Source organism: Kitasatospora sp. NPDC043949 (assembly GCF_056435365.1).
Genome location: NZ_JBWKEQ010000003.1, coordinates 117,583 through 134,796 on the forward strand (window position 1 = coordinate 117,583; position 17,214 = coordinate 134,796).

Annotated in this window: 28 protein-coding genes; all 28 read left to right on the plus strand. The window is 67.4% G+C overall.

Translation table 11 applies throughout. From position 1 onward, the window contains the following. Positions 1–32 precede the first annotated feature (32 nt). Positions 33–380 (plus strand): 50S ribosomal protein L22, encoded by a 348-nt coding sequence (gene rplV / locus AC07AL_RS04165; protein WP_363580111.1) that lies wholly within the window; start codon positions 33–35, stop codon positions 378–380. Next, a complete protein-coding gene (gene rpsC / locus AC07AL_RS04170; RefSeq protein ID WP_363580113.1) occupies positions 380–1,204 on the plus strand; it encodes a 30S ribosomal protein S3 in 825 nt (274 codons plus the stop codon). Before rplV ends, rpsC begins: the two co-directional genes overlap by 1 nt. Positions 1,205–1,209: 5 nt before the next feature. Beyond that, the gene (rplP, locus tag AC07AL_RS04175; protein ID WP_030055824.1) at positions 1,210–1,629 is read left to right on the plus strand and encodes a 50S ribosomal protein L16; all 420 of its coding nucleotides are present in this window, start codon (positions 1,210–1,212) and stop codon (positions 1,627–1,629) included. Continuing rightward, positions 1,629–1,853: a 50S ribosomal protein L29 gene (rpmC, locus tag AC07AL_RS04180; protein WP_063348970.1), complete on the plus strand. Its 225-nt coding sequence runs from the start codon at positions 1,629–1,631 to the stop codon at positions 1,851–1,853. Before rplP ends, rpmC begins: the two co-directional genes overlap by 1 nt. Then, the gene (gene rpsQ, locus AC07AL_RS04185; RefSeq protein WP_030055826.1) at positions 1,853–2,125 is read left to right on the plus strand and encodes a 30S ribosomal protein S17; all 273 of its coding nucleotides are present in this window, start codon (positions 1,853–1,855) and stop codon (positions 2,123–2,125) included. Before rpmC ends, rpsQ begins: the two co-directional genes overlap by 1 nt. Before the next feature lie 102 nt (positions 2,126–2,227). Further along, positions 2,228–2,599, plus strand: coding sequence for a 50S ribosomal protein L14 (gene rplN, locus AC07AL_RS04190; RefSeq protein WP_030393301.1), 372 nt, complete (start codon positions 2,228–2,230; stop codon positions 2,597–2,599). Positions 2,600–2,614: 15 nt separating this feature from the next. Further along, positions 2,615–2,926, plus strand: coding sequence for a 50S ribosomal protein L24 (gene rplX / locus AC07AL_RS04195; protein WP_030055828.1), 312 nt, complete (start codon positions 2,615–2,617; stop codon positions 2,924–2,926). Continuing rightward, the gene (gene rplE, locus AC07AL_RS04200; RefSeq protein ID WP_030393302.1) at positions 2,926–3,495 is read left to right on the plus strand and encodes a 50S ribosomal protein L5; all 570 of its coding nucleotides are present in this window, start codon (positions 2,926–2,928) and stop codon (positions 3,493–3,495) included. The genes rplX and rplE overlap by 1 nt, the downstream gene beginning before the upstream one ends. Before the next feature lie 4 nt (positions 3,496–3,499). Continuing rightward, the gene (locus tag AC07AL_RS04205; protein ID WP_030055830.1) at positions 3,500–3,685 is read left to right on the plus strand and encodes a type Z 30S ribosomal protein S14; all 186 of its coding nucleotides are present in this window, start codon (positions 3,500–3,502) and stop codon (positions 3,683–3,685) included. Positions 3,686–3,954: 269 nt separating this feature from the next. Further along, entirely contained in the window at positions 3,955–4,362 is a 408-nt protein-coding gene (gene rpsH / locus AC07AL_RS04210; protein ID WP_030055831.1) for a 30S ribosomal protein S8, read from the plus strand. Between the two features lie 22 nt (positions 4,363–4,384). Next, a complete protein-coding gene (gene rplF, locus AC07AL_RS04215) occupies positions 4,385–4,924 on the plus strand; it encodes a 50S ribosomal protein L6 (protein ID WP_030055832.1) in 540 nt (179 codons plus the stop codon). Between the two features lie 3 nt (positions 4,925–4,927). Next, entirely contained in the window at positions 4,928–5,311 is a 384-nt protein-coding gene (gene rplR, locus AC07AL_RS04220) for a 50S ribosomal protein L18 (RefSeq protein ID WP_030280785.1), read from the plus strand. Positions 5,312–5,359: 48 nt separating this feature from the next. Then, positions 5,360–5,983: a 30S ribosomal protein S5 gene (gene rpsE / locus AC07AL_RS04225; protein ID WP_030055834.1), complete on the plus strand. Its 624-nt coding sequence runs from the start codon at positions 5,360–5,362 to the stop codon at positions 5,981–5,983. Continuing rightward, positions 5,983–6,165: a 50S ribosomal protein L30 gene (gene rpmD, locus AC07AL_RS04230; RefSeq protein ID WP_030055835.1), complete on the plus strand. Its 183-nt coding sequence runs from the start codon at positions 5,983–5,985 to the stop codon at positions 6,163–6,165. The genes rpsE and rpmD overlap by 1 nt, the downstream gene beginning before the upstream one ends. Before the next feature lie 2 nt (positions 6,166–6,167). Beyond that, positions 6,168–6,620 (plus strand): 50S ribosomal protein L15, encoded by a 453-nt coding sequence (rplO, locus tag AC07AL_RS04235; protein WP_255752515.1) that lies wholly within the window; start codon positions 6,168–6,170, stop codon positions 6,618–6,620. Positions 6,621–6,942: 322 nt separating this feature from the next. Next, the gene (secY, locus tag AC07AL_RS04240) at positions 6,943–8,253 is read left to right on the plus strand and encodes a preprotein translocase subunit SecY (RefSeq protein WP_063348973.1); all 1,311 of its coding nucleotides are present in this window, start codon (positions 6,943–6,945) and stop codon (positions 8,251–8,253) included. Further along, on the plus strand, positions 8,253–8,906 hold the full coding sequence (locus tag AC07AL_RS04245; RefSeq protein WP_363580115.1) for an adenylate kinase: 654 nt from the start codon (positions 8,253–8,255) through the stop codon (positions 8,904–8,906). Before secY ends, AC07AL_RS04245 begins: the two co-directional genes overlap by 1 nt. Before the next feature lie 108 nt (positions 8,907–9,014). Then, complete coding sequence (gene map, locus AC07AL_RS04250; protein WP_363580117.1) at positions 9,015–9,854, plus strand: type I methionyl aminopeptidase; 840 nt, start codon at positions 9,015–9,017, stop codon at positions 9,852–9,854. A gap of 152 nt (positions 9,855–10,006) precedes the next feature. After that, positions 10,007–10,432 carry a large conductance mechanosensitive channel protein MscL gene (gene mscL, locus AC07AL_RS04255; protein WP_363580119.1) on the plus strand — a complete coding sequence of 142 codons (426 nt, stop codon included), beginning with the start codon at positions 10,007–10,009 and terminating at the stop codon, positions 10,430–10,432. A gap of 195 nt (positions 10,433–10,627) precedes the next feature. Then, positions 10,628–10,849, plus strand: a complete 222-nt coding sequence (gene infA / locus AC07AL_RS04260) for a translation initiation factor IF-1 (RefSeq protein WP_014047798.1) — start codon at positions 10,628–10,630, stop codon at positions 10,847–10,849. Positions 10,850–10,881: 32 nt separating this feature from the next. Then, on the plus strand, positions 10,882–10,995 hold the full coding sequence (gene rpmJ / locus AC07AL_RS04265; protein ID WP_003956441.1) for a 50S ribosomal protein L36: 114 nt from the start codon (positions 10,882–10,884) through the stop codon (positions 10,993–10,995). Positions 10,996–11,173: 178 nt separating this feature from the next. Then, the gene (rpsM, locus tag AC07AL_RS04270; protein WP_063348977.1) at positions 11,174–11,554 is read left to right on the plus strand and encodes a 30S ribosomal protein S13; all 381 of its coding nucleotides are present in this window, start codon (positions 11,174–11,176) and stop codon (positions 11,552–11,554) included. 72 nt (positions 11,555–11,626) lie between these two features. Further along, positions 11,627–12,034 (plus strand): 30S ribosomal protein S11, encoded by a 408-nt coding sequence (gene rpsK, locus AC07AL_RS04275; RefSeq protein WP_030232513.1) that lies wholly within the window; start codon positions 11,627–11,629, stop codon positions 12,032–12,034. A 146-nt stretch (positions 12,035–12,180) separates the two neighbouring features. Next, positions 12,181–13,203 (plus strand): DNA-directed RNA polymerase subunit alpha, encoded by a 1,023-nt coding sequence (locus tag AC07AL_RS04280; protein WP_030232516.1) that lies wholly within the window; start codon positions 12,181–12,183, stop codon positions 13,201–13,203. A 127-nt stretch (positions 13,204–13,330) separates the two neighbouring features. After that, positions 13,331–13,816 carry a 50S ribosomal protein L17 gene (gene rplQ, locus AC07AL_RS04285; protein WP_350877122.1) on the plus strand — a complete coding sequence of 162 codons (486 nt, stop codon included), beginning with the start codon at positions 13,331–13,333 and terminating at the stop codon, positions 13,814–13,816. Positions 13,817–13,892: 76 nt separating this feature from the next. Then, positions 13,893–14,804, plus strand: coding sequence for a tRNA pseudouridine(38-40) synthase TruA (truA, locus tag AC07AL_RS04290; RefSeq protein ID WP_363580122.1), 912 nt, complete (start codon positions 13,893–13,895; stop codon positions 14,802–14,804). Between the two features lie 41 nt (positions 14,805–14,845). After that, positions 14,846–16,504, plus strand: coding sequence for an ABC-F family ATP-binding cassette domain-containing protein (locus AC07AL_RS04295; protein ID WP_350877126.1), 1,659 nt, complete (start codon positions 14,846–14,848; stop codon positions 16,502–16,504). Positions 16,505–16,738: 234 nt separating this feature from the next. After that, positions 16,739–17,182, plus strand: a complete 444-nt coding sequence (gene rplM / locus AC07AL_RS04300) for a 50S ribosomal protein L13 (RefSeq protein WP_030055846.1) — start codon at positions 16,739–16,741, stop codon at positions 17,180–17,182. Positions 17,183–17,214 lie beyond the last annotated feature (32 nt).

Consider the following 17,214-nt stretch of genomic DNA (forward strand, 5'->3'; position numbering starts at 1 on the left):
ACTCAATGACTTACACCAGCAAGGGGACAACCATGGAAGCCAGGGCCCAGGCGCGGTACATCCGCGTCACGCCCATGAAGGCCCGCCGCGTGGTGGACCTCATCCGTGGCCTGCCGGCCACGGAGGCCCAGGCCGTCCTGCGTTTCGCTCCGCAGGCCGCCACCGTGCCCGTCGGCAAGGTGCTCGACAGCGCCATTGCCAACGCCGCGCACAACTACAACCACTCCAACGTGGACGACCTCGTCATCAGCGAGGCGTATGTTGACGAGGGCCCGACCCTGAAGCGGTTCCGTCCGCGTGCGCAGGGTCGTGCCTTCCGGATCCGCAAGCGGACCAGCCACATCACCGTGGTCGTCAGCAGCAAGGAAGGGACCCGGTAATGGGCCAGAAGGTTAACCCGCACGGGTTCCGCCTTGGCATCAGCACGGACTTCAAGTCCCGCTGGTACGCCGACAAGCTGTACAAGGACTACGTCAAGGAAGACGTCGCCATTCGTCGCATGATGACGAAGGGCATGGAGCGCGCCGGCATCTCCAAGGTCGAGATCGAGCGCACCCGCGACCGCGTCCGCGTTGACATCCACACCGCTCGCCCCGGCATCGTCATCGGCCGCCGTGGCACCGAGGCCGACCGCATCCGCGGCGACCTCGAGAAGCTGACCGGCAAGCAGGTCCAGCTGAACATCCTCGAGGTCAAGAACCCCGAGCTGGACGCCCAGCTCGTGGCTCAGGGCGTCGCGGAGCAGCTGTCCTCCCGCGTCTCCTTCCGTCGTGCCATGCGCAAGTCGATGCAGGGCACCATGAAGTCCGGCGCCAAGGGCATCAAGGTCCAGTGCTCCGGTCGTCTCGGCGGCGCCGAGATGAGCCGTTCGGAGTTCTACCGCGAGGGCCGTGTGCCGCTGCACACCCTGCGCGCGAACGTCGACTACGGCTTCTTCGAGGCCAAGACGACCTTCGGCCGCATCGGTGTGAAGGTCTGGATCTACAAGGGCGACGTCAAGAACATCGCCGAGGTCCGCGCTGAGAACGCCGCTGCCCGCTCGGGCAACCGCCCGGCCCGTCCCGAGGGTGGTCGTCCCGCCCGCGGTGGCGAGCGCCGTGGTGGCGAGCGCGGTGGCCGTGGCCGTCGCCCCGCCGCTGCCGAGGCCTCCGCGGCCCCGGCCGCCGAGGCTCCGGCTGCCGAGAACACCGGAACGGAGGCCTGACTCCAATGCTGATCCCCCGTCGGGTCAAGCACCGCAAGCAGCACCACCCCAAGCGCCGTGGCGCTGCCAAGGGTGGCACCGAGCTCGCCTTCGGCGAGTACGGCATCCAGGCCGTCACCCCGGCCTACGTGACGAACCGGCAGATCGAGTCCGCTCGTATCGCCGTCACCCGTCACATCAAGCGTGGCGGCAAGGTCTGGATCAACATCTACCCGGACCGTCCGCTCACCAAGAAGCCGGCCGAGACCCGCATGGGTTCCGGTAAGGGTTCGCCCGAGTGGTGGATCGCGAACGTGCACCCGGGTCGGGTCATGTTCGAGCTGTCGTACCCCAACGAGAAGGTGGCTCGTGAGGCGCTGACCCGCGCTGCTCACAAGCTCCCGATGAAGTGCCGGATCATCCGGCGCGAGGCAGGTGAGAGCTGATGTCGGCCGGCACCAAGGCTGCTGACCTCCGCGAGCTGGACAACGAGGGTCTCGTTGCCAAGCTCCGTGAGGCCAAGGAGGAGCTGTTCAACCTCCGCTTCCAGGCGGCGACCGGGCAGCTCGACAACCACGGACGGCTCAAGCTCGTCCGTAAGGACATCGCGCGGATCTACACCCTGATGCGCGAGCGCGAGCTGGGCATCGAGACGGTGGAGAACGCCTGATGACTGAGAACACCAACGAGACGCGCGGTTTCCGCAAGACCCGTGAGGGTCTCGTCGTCAGTGACAAGATGGACAAGACCGTCGTCGTCGCCGTCGAGGACCGCGTCAAGCACGCTCTGTACGGCAAGGTCATCCGCCGTACGAACAAGCTGAAGGCGCACGACGAGGCGAACGCCTGCGGCATCGGCGACCGGGTCCTCCTGGCGGAGACCCGCCCGCTGTCCGCGACGAAGCGCTGGCGCGTCGTCGAGATCCTCGAGAAGGCCAAGTAACGAAGTTGATGCGGTACGGCCGTATGTGCACCAGGCCCCTCGTGGGCGCTGGTGTGAGCAGCGGCCGGCCCGTCAGCTCTCGTTGACGATCAGGAGAAAGCTGTGATCCAGCAGGAGTCGCGACTGCGTGTCGCCGACAACACGGGCGCGAAGGAAATCCTTTGCATCCGCGTTCTCGGTGGCTCCGGTCGTCGCTACGCCGGCATCGGGGACGTCATCGTCGCGACCGTCAAGGACGCGATCCCCGGCGGTTCGGTGAAGAAGGGTGACGTCGTCAAGTGCGTCGTCGTCCGTACCGTGAAGTCGCGTCGTCGTCCGGATGGCTCGTACATCCGCTTCGACGAGAACGCCGCGGTCGTTCTGAAGAACACCGATGGTGACCCCCGTGGTACCCGCATCTTCGGCCCGGTGGGCCGCGAGCTGCGTGACAAGAAGTTCATGAAGATCATCTCGCTTGCGCCGGAGGTGCTCTAACTCATGGCGAACAGCATGAAGATCAAGAAGGGTGACCTGGTTCAGGTCATCACCGGCAAGGACCGCGGCAAGCAGGGCAAGGTCATCCAGGCCATGCCCGCCGAGAACAAGGTCCTGGTCGAGGGTGTGAACCGGGTCAAGAAGCACACCAAGCCGGGCCCGGGCACTCAGGGTGGCATCGTCACCGTCGAGGCCCCGGTGCACGTCTCCAACGTCCAGCTGGTCGTGGAGAAGGACGGCAAGAAGGTCGTCACCCGCGTTGGCTACCGCTTCGATGACGAGGGCAACAAGATCCGCGTTGCCAAGCGAACCGGTGAGGACATCTGATGTCTGAGACGACTGTTGAGAAGGTGACCCCCCGTCTCAAGGAGCGTTACAACTCCGAGATCAAGGGTCAGCTGCAGGAGCAGTTCTCGTACGAGAACGTCATGCTGACGCCCGGCCTGGTCAAGGTCGTCGTCAACATGGGTGTCGGCGAGGCCGCCCGTGACAGCAAGCTGATCGAGGGCGCGATCCGCGACCTCACCGCCATCACCGGTCAGAAGCCGGCGGTGACGAAGGCTCGCAAGTCCATCGCGCAGTTCAAGCTGCGTGAGGGCCAGCCGATCGGCACCCACGTCACCCTCCGTGGTGACCGCATGTGGGAGTTCCTGGACCGTCTGGTGTCGCTGGCCCTGCCGCGTATCCGTGACTTCCGTGGCCTCTCCCCGAAGCAGTTCGACGGCCGTGGCAACTACACCTTCGGTCTGACCGAGCAGGTCATGTTCCACGAGATCGACCAGGACAAGGTCGACCGTCAGCGCGGTATGGACATCACCGTCGTGACCACCGCCCAGACCGACGACGAGGGCCGGGCGCTCCTGCGCGCTCTGGGCTTCCCGTTCAAGGAGGCGTAACCACATGGCGAAGAAGTCCCTCATCGCGAAGTCCGAGCGCAAGCCGAAGTTCGGCGTCCGGGCCTACACCCGGTGCCAGCGCTGCGGCCGTCCGCACTCGGTGTACCGCAAGTTCGGCCTCTGCCGTGTCTGCCTTCGTGAGATGGCGCACCGCGGCGAGCTGCCGGGCGTGACCAAGAGCTCCTGGTAACCAGGACCTCGCGGTAGCGCCATAGCGAAGCAGGTGTGCCCGACCCCACAGAGCCCCTTTTTTGGGGCTGCGTACGGAATCCCGTAGGGTAGTGAGGTCGGGCCCCCTGTCGCGGCAGCTCCGTAGCTGCCGTCGACCCTCTTCGGAGGGCTCGCACCCAGTCTTACGACGCCGCAGGTCCCCTGCGTCTGTGCCCCTGCCGCACTCCTCGGAGTGCGGCGGGGGGACCTGGCGCGGAGAAACCACGGCGAGAGAGGCCTGAGGCCATCATGACCATGACCGACCCCATCGCAGACATGCTCACGCGTCTGCGTAACGCTAACTCGGCGTACCACGACTCCGTGGCGATGCCGGCCAGCAAGATCAAGGCGCACGTCGCCGAGATCCTGCAGCAGGAGGGGTACATCTCCTCCTACAAGGTTGAGGAGCCCGTTGAGGGCGAGGTCGGCAAGAAGCTGACCATCGAGCTCAAGTTCGGTCCCAACCGTGAGCGCTCGATCGCTGGCATCAAGCGGATCAGCAAGCCGGGCCTGCGGGTCTACGCAAAGTCCACCAACCTGCCGAAGGTGCTCGGCGGCCTGGGCGTGGCGATCATCTCCACGTCCTCGGGTCTCCTCACCGACAAGCAGGCCGCCAAGAAGGGCGTAGGCGGAGAAGTTCTCGCCTACGTCTGGTAATTCGGGAAACGGAGGTACAGCAATGTCGCGCATTGGACGGCTGCCCATCCAGGTCCCCGCTGGCGTGGACGTCACCATCGATGGCCAGGCGGTCTCGGTGAAGGGCCCCAAGGGCTCCCTCACCCACGTTGTCGCCGCGCCGATCGAGATCGGTAAGGGCGAGGACGGCACGCTGCTCGTCACCCGCCCCAACGACGAGCGTCTGTCGAAGGCCCTGCACGGCCTTTCCCGCACGCTGGTGGCGAACATGATCACCGGCGTGACCGCGGGCTACCGCAAGTCGCTGGAGATCAGCGGTGTCGGCTACCGAGTTCTGGCGAAGGGCTCCGACATGGAGTTCCAGCTGGGCTACAGCCACCCGATCCTGGTCGAGGCCCCCGAGGGCATTTCCTTCGTCGTCGAGTCGGCCACCAAGTTCCACGTGGACGGCATCGACAAGCAGAAGGTCGGCGAGGTCGCCGCGAAGATCCGCAAGCTGCGCAAGCCCGACCCGTACAAGGCCAAGGGCGTCAAGTACGCGGGCGAGGTCATCCGCCGCAAGGTCGGAAAGAGTGGTAAGTAAGCGATGAGCGTCTCTGTCAAGATCGGCAAGGGCAACGCCTACAAGAGCGCCGCTCGTAAGCGCCGCGCGATCCGCGTTCGCAAGCGCGTCGTCGGCACCGAGGTGCGTCCGCGCCTCGTCGTGACGCGCTCGAACCGTCACATGGTCGCCCAGGTCATCGACGACGCCAAGGGTCACACCCTGGCGTCGGCGTCCACCCTCGACGTGTCCATCAAGGGCGCCGAGGGCGACAAGACCGAGCTGGCCAAGAAGGTCGGGAGCCTGGTCGCCGAGCGCGCCAAGGCTGCCGGCATCGAGTCGGTCGTCTTCGACCGCGCGGGCAACCGGTACGCCGGCCGCATCGCCGCCCTGGCGGACGCGGCTCGCGAGGCCGGGCTCGACTTCTAAGCCGCTCGTCGACTCAGTCGACGGACGTAATCGAGAGAGGTAATTCCAATGGCTGGACCCCAGCGCCGCGGTAGCGGCGCCGGCGGTGGCACCGGCGGTGGCGAGCGGCGCGACCGTAAGCGTGACGACCGGGGCAACGCCCCCGCCGTCGAGAAGACCGCTTACGTCGAGCGCGTTGTCGCGATCAACCGTGTCGCCAAGGTTGTCAAGGGTGGTCGTCGTTTCAGCTTCACCGCGCTGGTCGTGGTGGGCGACGGTGACGGCACCGTGGGTGTCGGTTACGGGAAGGCGAAGGAGGTTCCGGCCGCCATCGCCAAGGGTGTTGAGGAGGCCAAGAAGAACTTCTTCAAGGTCCCCCGTATCCAGGGCACCATCCCGCACCCGATCCAGGGTGAGAAGGCCGCCGGCGTCGTGCTCCTGAAGCCCGCCGCCCCCGGTACCGGTGTTATCGCCGGTGGTCCGGTGCGCGCCGTCCTGGAGTGCGCCGGCATTCACGACATCCTGTCGAAGTCGCTCGGCTCGGACAACGCGATCAACATCGTGCACGCCACCGTGGCTGCTCTGAAGGGCCTCGTGCGCCCCGAGGAGATCGCCGCTCGTCGTGGCCTGCCGCTGGAGGACGTGGCCCCCGCCGCTCTGCTGCGGGCGCGTGCTGCAGGGGTGAGCGCCTGATGGCTCGCCTGAAGATCACGCAGACCAAGTCGTACATCGGCAGCAAGCAGAATCACCGTGACACCCTGCGTTCGCTTGGTCTCAAGCGCATGCACGACGTCGTGGTGAAGGAGGACCGTCCCGAGATCCGCGGGATGGCCCACACGGTCCGTCACCTGGTGACGGTTGAGGAGGTGGACTGATCATGGGCGACAACCCGATCAAGATCCACAACCTGCGTCCCGCCCCGGGTGCCAAGACCGACAAGATCCGCGTGGGTCGTGGTGAGGGCTCCAAGGGTAAGACCGCCGGTCGTGGTACCAAGGGCACCAAGGCCCGCTACCAGGTTCCGCAGCGCTTCGAGGGTGGCCAGATGCCGCTCCACATGCGCCTGCCGAAGCTGAAGGGCTTCAAGAACCCGTTCAAGATCACGTTCCAGGTCGTCAACCTCGACAAGCTGGCCGAGCTCTACCCGCAGGGTGGAGAGGTCACCGTCGAGGACCTGGTCGCCAAGGGCGCGGTTCGCAAGAACTCCCTCGTCAAGGTGCTCGGCACCGGCGAGATCTCGGTTGCGCTGCAGGTGACGGTCGACGCCGTCTCCGGCTCCGCCGCCGAGAAGATCACCGCCGCCGGCGGTACCGTCACCGAGCTCGTCTGAGCCCGCTGACTTCCGTGCGAGCCCCGCACCTCCTTCGGGAGGCGCGGGGCTCGCGCGTTTTCCGGGCATCGCGTTTTCCGGGCATTCCGTTGACGTGCCCTCGTTCTTTTGTGTGGCAAACCCGGGCATCCCGTACCCCGTGAGTGGGGGAGGGGCGGTACGCGCTTCTTCCGAGTGGCTGCGCACTGTTAGAGTCCGTGGAGTTCCCTTGTAGGCTGCGCGTAGGCTCGCCTGTGCCGTCTGTACGGGAGCCCGTACCGCCAAAACTCCCATTCAGGACCGACCCTCCCGCCGACGACGCGCGGGAGGCGCAGGAGGCACCGTGCTCAGTGCGTTCGCGCGGGCGTTCCAGACGCCCGACCTGCGCAAGAAGCTGCTGTTCACGCTGGGCATCATGGTGCTGTTCCGCCTGGGCTCGCACATTCCGATCCCCGGCGTGAGCTTCACGGCCGTGAACGAGTGTGTGAAGGACACCAAGAACAACGGCCTCTTCGGGCTCGTCAACCTGTTCAGCGGTGGCGCGCTCCTCCAGCTGACGATCTTCGCGCTCGGCATCATGCCGTACATCACCGCGAGCATCATCCTCCAGCTCCTCACGGTCGTGATCCCGCGACTGGAAGCGCTGAAGAAGGAGGGCCAGGCCGGCCAGACGAAGATCACCCAGTACACCCGCTACCTGACCATCGCGCTCGCCGTGCTCCAGGGCACCGGCATCGTGGCGACGGCCTCCAGCGGCGCGCTGTTCTCCGGCTGCCCGGTGGGCAACCAGATCGTCCCGGACACGAGCGTGTTCCGGATCGCCGTCATGGTGATCACGATGACCGCCGGCACCACGGTGATCATGTGGCTGGGCGAGCTGATCACGGACCGCGGCATCGGCAACGGCATGTCGCTGCTGATCTTCACCTCGATCGCCGCGCAGTTCCCGTCCTCGATGTGGGCGATCAAGGGCTCCGGCACCATCGGTGGCGGCTGGGTCGAGTTCCTGTCCGTGGTCGCGGTCGGCATCATCGTTGTGATGCTGGTCATCTTCGTCGAGCAGGCCCAGCGCCGGATCCCGGTGCAGTACGCGAAGCGGATGATCGGCCGGCGGGCGTTCGGCGGCACGTCGACCTACATCCCGCTCAAGGTGAACCAGGCCGGTGTCATCCCGGTCATCTTCGCCTCGTCGCTGCTGTACATCCCGGCCCTGGTGGTCCAGCTGACCGGTAGCCAGTCGGGCTGGGCGGTGTGGGTCACCCAGCACTTCGTCAAGGGCGACCACCCGATCTACATGGCGACCTACTTCCTGCTGATCGTCTTCTTCGCCTTCTTCTACGTCGCGATCTCCTTCAACCCCGAAGAAGTTGCCGACAATATGAAGAAGTATGGTGGCTTCATCCCGGGCATCCGGGCCGGCCGACCGACGGCCGAGTACCTGAACTACGTGCTGACCCGAATCACGTGGCCGGGTTCGCTCTACCTGGGCCTGATCGCGTTGATCCCGATGATCGCCCTGGTCGCCTTCGGACAGCAGACCAACTTCCCGTTCGGCGGCACCAGCGTGCTCATCGTCGTCGGCGTCGGACTCGAAACTGTGAAGCAGATCGAGAGCCAGCTCCAGCAGCGCAATTACGAAGGGTTCCTCCGCTGATGCGTATCGTCCTCGTTGGTCCTCCCGGGGCCGGGAAGGGTACTCAGGCGCACCTGCTCGCCAAGACCCTGTCCATTCCCCACATCTCCACCGGCGACCTGTTCCGCGCCAACATCGGTCAGGGCACCCCGCTGGGGCTCGAGGCCAAGAGCTACATGGACGCGGGTCGCCTGGTGCCGGATGAGGTCACCATCGGGATGGCCAAGGACCGCATGCTCCAGGAGGACGCCGCGGGCGGCTTCCTGCTCGACGGCTTCCCCCGCAACCTCGGCCAGGCCAAGGCGCTCGACGACTTCCTCGCCGAGCAGGGGATCAAGCTGGACGGCGTGCTGGACCTGGAGGTCCCCGAGGACGAGGTGGTCCGTCGGATCGCCGGCCGCCGCCTGTGCCGCAACGACGGGGGCCACGTCTTCCACGTGGACTACAACCCGCCGAAGGCCGAGGGCGTCTGCGACGAGTGCGGCGGCGAGCTGTACCAGCGCTCGGACGACACCGAGGACAAGGTGCGCACCCGGCTGGAGGTCTACCACACGGAGACCGAGCCGATCATCGACTACTACGCCCAGCAGGGCCTGGTGGCGACCATCTCGGCCCTCGGCAAGGTGGACGAGGTCACCCGCCGCGCGATCGAGGCGCTGAAGCAGGACAACTGAGTTTCCCGGCGACGCCGTACGGCCGCGCTCCCCGATCCCGGGCGGCGCGGCCGTACGGCGTCGTACGGTGGTAGGCAGTGGCAAACAGAACGTGGAAGGCGTGACCAGATGGTGGAGATCAAGACCCCCGAGCAGATCGCGAAGATGCGAGCGGCCGGGCTGGTCGTCGCCGAGGCGCTCAAGGCCTGCCGGGAGGCGGTCGCCCCGGGGGTGACCACCCAGGAGCTCAACGACATCGCGGACAAGGTCATCACCGACCACGGTGCGACCTCCAACTTCCGCGCCGACCACGGCGGTCTGTGGTTCCCCGGGGTGATCTGCGCCTCGGTGAACAACGAGGTCGTGCACGGCATCCCCGGTGACCGGGTGCTCCAGGAGGGCGACGTCATCTCGATCGACTGCGGCGCCATCCTGGACGGCTGGCACGGCGACTCGGCGATCACCGTGGCGGTCGGCGAGGTCCGCCCCGAGGTCGAGATGCTGAGCCGGGTGACCGAGGGCTCGATGTGGGCCGGCATCGCCCAGATGAAGAAGAACAACCGCCTGGTCGACGTCTCCAAGGCGATCGAGGGCTTCATCCGCCGCCAGCCGCTGCCCCCCAAGGGCAAGTGGGGCATCACCGAGGGCTACGGCGGCCACGGCATCGGCACCGCGATGCACATGGAGCCGCACGTGCTGAACTACGTCGAGCGCGGCCGCGGCAAGGGCCCGAAGCTGATCCCCGGCACCGTGCTGGCGATCGAGCCGATGGTCTCGCTGGGCACCCCGCACACCGCCGTGCTGGAGGACGACTGGACGGTCGTCACCAACGACGGCACCTGGGCCTCGCACTGGGAGCACTCGGTGGCCGTCACCGAGCAGGGCCCGCTGGTCCTGACGGCCTTCGACGGCGGCAAGGCGGAGCTCGCGAAGCTGGGCATCACCGCCGCCCCGGACCCGCTCGGCTAGTCTCGCGACGGTCGGCTGAGCGGCCAACTTCCGCTGCTGACAAGGGATCAGGGCCCTGGGGGTTTGGACCTCCAGGGCTTTTGTCCTATTTTTATCGGCTGGCAGTGGCTTCAGCAGGGGCTTCAGCAGCTTCGATCGATCGGGAGAGTGCAGTGCTCAAGGGATTCCGCGACTTCATGATGCGCGGCAACGTCGTCGACATGGCGGTCGGTGTCGTCATCGGTGCCGCGTTCACCGGGGTGGTGACCGGCTTCGTGTCGGCCTTCCTCACCCCGCTGGTCGGCGTCGGGGTCGGCGCGGCCGGCGACTTCAGCTCGTACAAGGCGACGGTGGCCGGGGTCACGTTCCCGTACGGCCAGTTCCTCAACGTGCTGATCGCCTTCGTGATGACCGCGGCGGTGCTGTACTTCTGCGTCGTGCTGCCGGTCACCAAGGCGACAGCGCGGTACCTGCCGAAGAAGCCGAAGGCCCCCAAGCGGCCCTGCCCCGAGTGCCTGACCGAGATCCCCGCGGCCGCCCGCCGCTGCGCGGCCTGCACCGCCCACGTCGAGCCGCTGAAGGTCACCGCCGGGTTCTGACCCGCCGGAACGTCACGGTGGCTGCCTTCGGGGGACCTCGTTTTGGCCCACCGGACGCACTGGCGTAGGATGGACCGTCGGCTCACTCGTAGCGTGCTTCAGCACGCCCTCTTCCCTTCGGGGGCGGGGTGAACCCAGGTTCGCACGAGCGTGCCGCATACGGTAGCCGGTCCCGGAAGGTGGATCTCGCAGTTCATGGCTAAGAAGCAAGGCGCCATTGAGATCGAGGGCACCGTGATCGAGTCTCTTCCGAACGCGATGTTCAGGGTCGAGCTGCAGAACGGTCACAAGGTCCTCGCGCACATCAGTGGCAAGATGCGCATGCACTACATCCGCATCCTGCCGGACGACCGGGTCGTCGTGGAGCTCAGCCCCTACGACCTCACGCGCGGGCGGATCGTCTACCGCTACAAGTAAGAACGTCAGATCTAGACCCGGAGAACCTGAACATGAAGGTCAAGCCGAGCGTCAAGAAGATCTGCGACAAGTGCAAGGTGATCCGCCGCCACGGCCGGGTCATGGTGATCTGCGACAACCTGCGCCACAAGCAGCGCCAGGGCTGATCTCTCCCCAGCATTTCTCGTAGTACTTCGCGCGACGCGAAAACGTCATAAGCGGGCTACCCGATCCGTTCCCACGAAGGGACGGACTGCCACCCCCGGTCAGAGGCCGGGGCTCCATCGTCGAGAGGCGAAGGAGTAGGTAGCACGCAAGACCTCTGAAAAAGCACAGGAGCCTTGAATGGCACGCCTCGCCGGCGTTGATCTCCCCCGTGAGAAGCGGATCGAGATCGCCCTTACCTACGTGTACGGCATCGGCCGTACCCGCGCCCAGCAGACCCTGGTCGAGACCGGTGTCAACCCGGATGTCCGCGTTCGCGACATCTCCGAGGAAGACCTCGTGAAGCTGGGCCAGTACATCGACGCCAACTACACGGTCGAGGGTGACCTCCGCCGTGAGGTGGCCGCCGACATCCGCCGCAAGGTCGAGATCGGCTGCTACGAGGGTCTGCGTCACCGCCGCGGCCTGCCGGTCCGCGGTCAGCGCACCCACACCAACGCGCGTACCCGCAAGGGCCCGCGTCGCGCGATCGCCGGCAAGAAGAAGCCGGGCAAGAAGTAGTCCGTCCCGTAACCGGACATCCCTCCGGCCCGCGGGTCAGCGGACCGACCACCTCAGTAGGAGAACAGACTTATGCCCCCCAAGGGTCGTCAGGCTGCCGGCGCGAAGAAGATCCGCCGCAAGGAAAAGAAGAACGTCGCTCACGGCCACGCGCACATCAAGAGCACGTTCAACAACACCATCGTTTCGATCACCGACCCCGCGGGCAACGTGATCTCCTGGGCCTCCGCCGGTCACGTCGGCTTCAAGGGCTCGCGCAAGTCCACCCCGTTCGCCGCGCAGATGGCCGCCGAGGCCGCTGCCCGTCGCGCGCAGGAGCACGGCATGCGCAAGGTTGACGTCTTCGTCAAGGGTCCGGGCTCCGGCCGCGAGACCGCGATCCGCTCGCTCCAGGCCACCGGCCTGGAGGTCGGCTCGATCCAGGACGTCACCCCCACCCCGCACAACGGCTGCCGTCCGCCGAAGCGCCGCCGCGTCTGACGCAGCGCCTTCGGGCTCGCAGTACCTGCTTTGAACCTTCGTACGGGGTCCCACGCGGTGATTCGTCGCTGTTCGCGGGACCCCGTACGCTTGGTCCTGTCGGCATCAAATAGTGGGTGCCGAAGACAACTGGAGGAATACCCCCCATGCTTATCGCTCAGCGCCCCTCGCTGACCGAAGAGGTCGTCGACGAGTTCCGCTCGCGGTTCGTGATCGAGCCGCTGGAGCCGGGCTTCGGCTACACCCTCGGCAACTCCCTGCGCCGCACGCTCCTGTCGTCGATCCCGGGTGCCGCTGTCACCAGCATCCGCGTCGACGGCGTCCTGCACGAGTTCACCACCGTGCCGGGCGTCAAGGAGGACGTGACCGACCTCATCCTCAACATCAAGCAGCTGGTCGTCTCCTCGGAGCACGACGAGCCGGTCGTGATGTACCTGCGCAAGCAGGGCCCGGGTGTCGTCACCGCCGCCGACATCGCCCCGCCGGCGGGTGTCGAGGTGCACAACCCGGAGCTGGTCCTCGCCACGCTGAACGGCAAGGGCAAGCTGGAGATGGAGCTGACCGTCGAGCGCGGTCGCGGCTACGTCTCCGCCGTCCAGAACAAGGCCTCCGGCCAGGAGATCGGCCGCATCCCGGTCGACTCGATCTACAGCCCCGTGCTGAAGGTCACCTACAAGGTCGAGGCCACCCGTGTCGAGCAGCGGACCGACTTCGACAAGCTGATCGTCGACGTCGAGACCAAGCCCGCCATGCGTCCGCGTGACGCCATGGCCTCGGCCGGCAAGACCCTGGTGGAGCTGTTCGGTCTCGCCCGCGAGCTGAACATCGACGCCGAGGGCATCGACATGGGCCCGTCCCCGACGGACGCCGCCCTGGCCGCCGACCTGGCGCTGCCGATCGAGGAGCTGGAGCTCACCGTCCGCTCCTACAACTGCCTCAAGCGCGAGGGCATCCACACCGTGGGTGAGCTCGTCGCCCGCTCCGAGGCCGACCTGCTCGACATCCGCAACTTCGGTGCGAAGTCGATCGACGAGGTCAAGGCGAAGCTGGCCGGCATGGGCCTGGCCCTCAAGGACAGCCCGCCCGGGTTCGACCCGACCGCCGCCGCCGACGCCTTCGGCGCCGACGACCTGGACGACGCGGGTTACGCCGAGACCGAGCAGTACTAAGAGATTTGGCCGCGGGGGCGGTTCCACCGAACCGCCCCCGTCGTCGTGAAAGTCGTCCGGGCAACAGTGCCCGGACGCCCGCTGCGGTACCTGATACGGCCGTAGTCGGAGATTCAAGGAGTCATCCATGCCGCGTCCCACCAAGGGTGCCCGCCTCGGCGGCGGCCCGCACCACGAGCCGCTGCTGCTCGCCGGTCTGTGCCGGGAGCTGTTCCAGTACGGCCGCATCACCACGACCGAGGCCAAGGCCCGTCGGATGCGCCCGCTGGCGGAGAAGCTGATCACCAAGGCGAAGAAGGGCGACATCCACAACCGTCGCCTGGTGCGCAAGACGATCACCGACATCGCCGTGCTGCACACCCTCTTCACCGAGATCGCGCCGCGCTACGAGAACCGCCCGGGTGGTTACACCCGTATCACCAAGATCGGTCCCCGTCGTGGCGACAACGCCCCGATGGCCGTGATCGAGCTGGTCGAGGCGCTGACCGTCGCGCAGACCGCCGTCGGCGAGGCCGAGGGCGCCACCAAGCGCGCCGTCAAGGAGGCCGAGGCCAAGGTCGAGGCTCCGGCCGACGCCAAGGCCGACGAGGCCGTCGAGGCCGAGCAGGCCTGACACCGCTAGGTGTGGTCGCGGGCCCGCTCTCCCATCCGTGGGGGAGCGGGCCCGTTCCTTCTGTCTGGAGTGGATTGTGGTCAACGATTGCGCCGAGCAGCCGCCGGTGAAGGACGGCCCGGCCGACGGGTGCGTCCGGGTCCGGCTCGATCTCGCCTACCAGGGCGCCGAGTTCTCCGGCTGGGCCCGCCAGCGCGGCGGCCGCCGGACGGTCCAGGAGGAGATCGAGAGCGCGCTGCAGATCGTCACCCGCAGCCCCGAGCTGTTCCCGCTGACCGTGGCCGGGCGCACCGACGCCGGGGTGCACGCCCGCGGCCAGGTCGCGCACGTCGACCTGCCGGCCGAGCTGTGGGAGGCGCACCGCGAGAAGCTGCTGCGCCGGCTGGCCGGCCGGCTGCCCGGGGACATCCGGATCTACCGGATCGGCGAGGCGCCGGCCGGGTTCGACGCCCGCTTCTCCGCGATCTGGCGCCGCTACGCCTACCGGGTCGCCGACCACCCCGGCGGGGTCGACCCGCTGCTGCGCGGGCACGTGCTCTGGCACGACCGCCCGCTGGACGTCGACCGGATGAACGAGGCAGCGAAGCTGCTGCTCGGCGAGCACGACTTCGCCGCGTACTGCAAGAAGCGCGAGGGCGCCACCACCATCCGTACCCTGCTGGAGCTGCGCTGGGACCGCGTCCCGGTGGACTCCTACGCCGCCCAGGAGGGCTCGCTGGCGGTCGCCACCGTCCGCGCCGACGCGTTCTGCCACAACATGGTCCGGGCGCTGGTCGGGGCGATGCTGCTGGTCGGCGACGGGCACCGGCCGGTGGAGTTCCCCGGCGAGGTGCTGGCCGGCGGGGTCCGCAACTCGGCCGTCAACGTGATCCGGCCGTACGGGCTCACTCTCGAGGAAGTCGGCTACCCGGCGGACGACCAGCTCGCCGAGCGCAACCGCCAGGCCAGGCGGCTGCGCACACTGCCCGGTCAGCCGCCCGTCGGGTAATCCGTTTGGGCCGGGCGCGTCGGCTTGGGACAATCGTCCGCATGGGACACGTCGAGATTTCGCACCTTGAGTACTACCTGCCGGACGGGCGGGTGCTGTTCGACGACGCGTCCTTCCGGGTCGGCGAGGGCGCCGCGGTCGCCCTGGTCGGCGCCAACGGGGCCGGCAAGACCACCCTGCTGCGGATGATCGCGGGGGACCTCCAGCCGCACGGCGGCACGGTGACGATCAGCGGCGGGCTCGGCGTGATGCGCCAGTTCGTCGGCACCACCGGCCGCGAGGACGAGCGGGCCACCCCGGGCGCGCTGGCGCCGGACGCCTCGGTCCGCGACCTGCTGGTGTCCGTCGCCCCCGAGCGGATCGCCGTCGCCGCCCGCGCGGTGGACGCCGCCGAGCTGGCGATGATCGCCCAGGACGACGAGAAGACCCAGATGGCCTACGCCCAGGCGCTCTCCGACTGGGCCGACGTCGGCGGCTACGACTACGAGACCGACTGGGACGTCTGCACCATGGCGGCCCTCGGAATGCCCTTCGACAAGGCCCAGTGGCGCGGCCTGAACACCCTCTCGGGCGGTGAGCAGAAGCGGCTCGTCCTGGAGGCGCTGCTGCGCGGCCCCGAAGAGGTGCTGCTGCTCGACGAGCCCGACAACTACCTGGACGTCCCGGGCAAGCGCTGGCTGGAGGAGGCCCTCAAGGCCACCTCGAAGACCGTCCTGTTCATCTCGCACGACCGCGAGCTGCTCTCCGAGGCCGCCGACAAGATCATCGCCGTCGAGTCCGGCGCGGCCGGGAGCAGCGTCTGGGTGCACGGCGGCGGGTTCGACAGCTTCCACGAGGCCCGCAAGGACCGCTTCGCGCGCTTCGAGGAGCTGGGCCGGCGCTGGGACGAGGAACACGCCAAGCTCAAGAAGCTGGTCGTCACCCTGCGCCAGGCGGCCTCCGTCAGCCACGCGCTCGCCACCCGCTACGCCGCCGCCCAGACCCGGCTGAAGAAGTTCGAGGAGGCCGGCCGCCCGGAGGAGCCCCCGCGCGAGCAGAGCATCACCATGCGGCTCAAGGGCGGGCGTACCGGCGTGCGCTCCTTCACCGTGGAGCAGCTGGAGCTCACCGGTCTGATGAAGCCCTTCGACCTGGAGGTGTTCTACGGCGAGCGGGTCGCCGTGCTCGGCTCCAACGGCTCCGGCAAGTCGCACTTCCTGCGGCTGCTGGCGGGTGACGAGAGCGTCGCGCACACCGGCACCTGGAAGCTCGGCGCCAGGGTCGTCCCCGGCCACTTCCGGCAGACCCACGCCCACCCGGAGCTGTTCGGCCGGACGGTGCGCTCGATCGTCGAGGAGGAGCACGCGCTCAGCCGCAGCGCCGCGATGGGCGCGCTGCGCCGCTACGAGCTGGACCGGCAGGAGGAGCAGAAGTTCGAGTCGCTGTCCGGTGGGCAGCAGGCCCGGCTGATGATCCTCAAGCTCGAACTCTCCGGCGTGACGGCCCTGTTGCTCGACGAGCCGACCGACAACCTGGACCTGGACAGTGCCGAGGCGTTGCAGGCCGGGCTGGAGGCCTTCGACGGCACCGTGCTGTGCGTCACCCACGACCGCTGGTTCGCCAAGACCTTCGACCGCTACCTGGTGTTCGGCGCCGACGGCCGGGTCTACGAGTCGCCCGAGCCGGTCTGGGACGTCAGCCGGGTGGAGCGCGAACGCTGAGTGACGGCGGGGGTGGGGGAAGCCGATTTTTGACCCCCACCCGCGCGCCCGGTAACCTGGACGCTTGATGTGCGTATTGGCTCGCTCTATCTCACGTGAGAGGTCGGTACGCCGGAGACATCAGGTTCGACGACCAGCGGTCCCCCTTGAATTGCGTCCAAGGTTGGCCAGGCTGCTCTTCCGTCCCGGGTGCTCCTGTCAGGACTCACTCACTGAAAAGCGAAGGCTACGACCGTGCGTACGTACAGCCCCAAGCCCGGCGACGTCCAGCGTCAGTGGCACGTCATCGACGCGACCGACGTCGTGCTCGGCCGTCTGGCTTCCCAGGCCGCCAACCTCCTCCGGGGTAAGCACAAGGCGATCTACGCGCCGCACGTTGACACTGGTGACTTCGTCATCATCATCAACGCCGACAAGGTGCACCTGTCCGGTAACAAGAAGACCCAGAAGCTGGCCTACCGCCACTCTGGCTTCCCGGGCGGTCTGCGGTCGGTGCGCTACGACGACCTGCTGGCGAACAACCCGGAGAAGGCCGTCGAGAAGGCCATCAAGGGCATGATCCCCAAGAACAGCCTGGGCCGCCAGATGCTCTCGAAGCTGAAGGTCTACTCGGGCGACCAGCACCCGCACGCTGCCCAGCAGCCGGTGCCGTTCGAGATCACCCAGGTCGCGCAGTAATTCGGCCACCAAGCCCCCCAACACTGAAAAGA

Excerpts from the sequence above, each read along its gene's own strand:
- rplV (WP_363580111.1), top strand. The coding sequence starts at position 33 with ATGGAAGCCAGGGCCCAGGCGCGGTACATCCGCGTCACGCCCATGAAG.
- rpsC (WP_363580113.1), top strand. The coding sequence starts at position 380 with ATGGGCCAGAAGGTTAACCCGCACGGGTTCCGCCTTGGCATCAGCACG.
- rplP (WP_030055824.1), top strand. The coding sequence starts at position 1,210 with ATGCTGATCCCCCGTCGGGTCAAGCACCGCAAGCAGCACCACCCCAAG.
- rpmC (WP_063348970.1), top strand. The coding sequence starts at position 1,629 with ATGTCGGCCGGCACCAAGGCTGCTGACCTCCGCGAGCTGGACAACGAG.
- rpsQ (WP_030055826.1), top strand. The coding sequence starts at position 1,853 with ATGACTGAGAACACCAACGAGACGCGCGGTTTCCGCAAGACCCGTGAG.
- rplX (WP_030055828.1), top strand. The coding sequence starts at position 2,615 with ATGAAGATCAAGAAGGGTGACCTGGTTCAGGTCATCACCGGCAAGGAC.
- rplE (WP_030393302.1), top strand. The coding sequence starts at position 2,926 with ATGTCTGAGACGACTGTTGAGAAGGTGACCCCCCGTCTCAAGGAGCGT.
- AC07AL_RS04205 (WP_030055830.1), top strand. The coding sequence starts at position 3,500 with ATGGCGAAGAAGTCCCTCATCGCGAAGTCCGAGCGCAAGCCGAAGTTC.
- rpsH (WP_030055831.1), top strand. The coding sequence starts at position 3,955 with ATGACCATGACCGACCCCATCGCAGACATGCTCACGCGTCTGCGTAAC.
- rplF (WP_030055832.1), top strand. The coding sequence starts at position 4,385 with ATGTCGCGCATTGGACGGCTGCCCATCCAGGTCCCCGCTGGCGTGGAC.
- rplR (WP_030280785.1), top strand. The coding sequence starts at position 4,928 with ATGAGCGTCTCTGTCAAGATCGGCAAGGGCAACGCCTACAAGAGCGCC.
- rpsE (WP_030055834.1), top strand. The coding sequence starts at position 5,360 with ATGGCTGGACCCCAGCGCCGCGGTAGCGGCGCCGGCGGTGGCACCGGC.
- rpmD (WP_030055835.1), top strand. The coding sequence starts at position 5,983 with ATGGCTCGCCTGAAGATCACGCAGACCAAGTCGTACATCGGCAGCAAG.
- rplO (WP_255752515.1), top strand. The coding sequence starts at position 6,168 with ATGGGCGACAACCCGATCAAGATCCACAACCTGCGTCCCGCCCCGGGT.
- AC07AL_RS04245 (WP_363580115.1), top strand. The coding sequence starts at position 8,253 with ATGCGTATCGTCCTCGTTGGTCCTCCCGGGGCCGGGAAGGGTACTCAG.
- map (WP_363580117.1), top strand. The coding sequence starts at position 9,015 with ATGGTGGAGATCAAGACCCCCGAGCAGATCGCGAAGATGCGAGCGGCC.
- infA (WP_014047798.1), top strand. The coding sequence starts at position 10,628 with ATGGCTAAGAAGCAAGGCGCCATTGAGATCGAGGGCACCGTGATCGAG.
- rpmJ (WP_003956441.1), top strand. The coding sequence starts at position 10,882 with ATGAAGGTCAAGCCGAGCGTCAAGAAGATCTGCGACAAGTGCAAGGTG.
- rpsM (WP_063348977.1), top strand. The coding sequence starts at position 11,174 with ATGGCACGCCTCGCCGGCGTTGATCTCCCCCGTGAGAAGCGGATCGAG.
- rpsK (WP_030232513.1), top strand. The coding sequence starts at position 11,627 with ATGCCCCCCAAGGGTCGTCAGGCTGCCGGCGCGAAGAAGATCCGCCGC.
- AC07AL_RS04280 (WP_030232516.1), top strand. The coding sequence starts at position 12,181 with ATGCTTATCGCTCAGCGCCCCTCGCTGACCGAAGAGGTCGTCGACGAG.
- rplQ (WP_350877122.1), top strand. The coding sequence starts at position 13,331 with ATGCCGCGTCCCACCAAGGGTGCCCGCCTCGGCGGCGGCCCGCACCAC.
- AC07AL_RS04295 (WP_350877126.1), top strand. The coding sequence starts at position 14,846 with ATGGGACACGTCGAGATTTCGCACCTTGAGTACTACCTGCCGGACGGG.